The organism is uncultured Lacinutrix sp. (assembly GCF_947500325.1).
Taxonomy (GTDB): Bacteria; Bacteroidota; Bacteroidia; order Flavobacteriales; family Flavobacteriaceae; genus Lacinutrix.
The window spans coordinates 1-719 of sequence record NZ_CANMRQ010000077.1 but is presented as its reverse complement, the minus strand read 5'-3'; the positions used below and the strand labels follow the sequence as shown (position 1 = coordinate 719).

The 719-nt window shown below is 33.7% G+C and carries 1 protein-coding gene and 1 pseudogene; both read right to left on the bottom strand.

What is annotated here, in order from left to right; genetic code table 11:
• Window positions 1-242, bottom strand: a pseudogene (locus Q0997_RS20240) (cell envelope biogenesis protein OmpA); the annotation flags it as partial.
• A gap of 24 nt (window positions 243-266) precedes the next feature.
• The coding region (locus Q0997_RS20235; RefSeq protein ID WP_299892534.1) for a PorP/SprF family type IX secretion system membrane protein at window positions 267-719 on the bottom strand (453 nt) is incomplete at its 5' end.

Genomic DNA, 719 nt, shown 5'->3' with positions numbered 1-719 from the left:
GCTTTTGCAAACCACTTTTCTGCTTCTGTAGTATTAAAAATATTATAATTGGCTTCTGCTAACTTACCATATACATAAGCATCTGCTTTTCCTTTTTCTATTAGTTTTTGGTAATCTTCTATGGCTTCTACAAATTCTAATTTTGCAAAATGCTTATCAGCCTTTTTAGTAGCCTTGGTTTGTGCTGTCACACTAAAGCTACTTAGGATGACTAGTGTTATAATTAGTTTTAAGTTTTTCATCTTGGTTTGTTTTAGCTTATGTGATTAGAAATAACGTGGTGAACGTGATACCTTTCTTGGTAGATTGATATCGAAATTAACAAATATCTCATGTGAGGCGTTTGTTACCACATTTAACTCTGATTGTATCGCATCGTAGGCATAACCGATTCTAAGTGATGGTGAGATCATAAAGTTTATCATCCCACTAAATGAATCGTCTACACGGTAACCAGCACCTATTTCTACAACATCGTACATAAACAAGTTTAGGTTTACATCGTAACTTAAAGGGGCATCGAAAGCAAACTTTAATAAAGCATGTGGCTTTAATTTAAAGTTCTCTGATAAACTAAATACATAACCTGCTGCTGCAAATAAATGCTCTGTCTCTGATCCTATCTTTGTTCCATTTAAATCTAAATGGGTTCCATTTAGAATATTTGGCATCGAGGCAGAGATATAAAACTTATTTGGTTGGTAAAGGTATAATCCTGC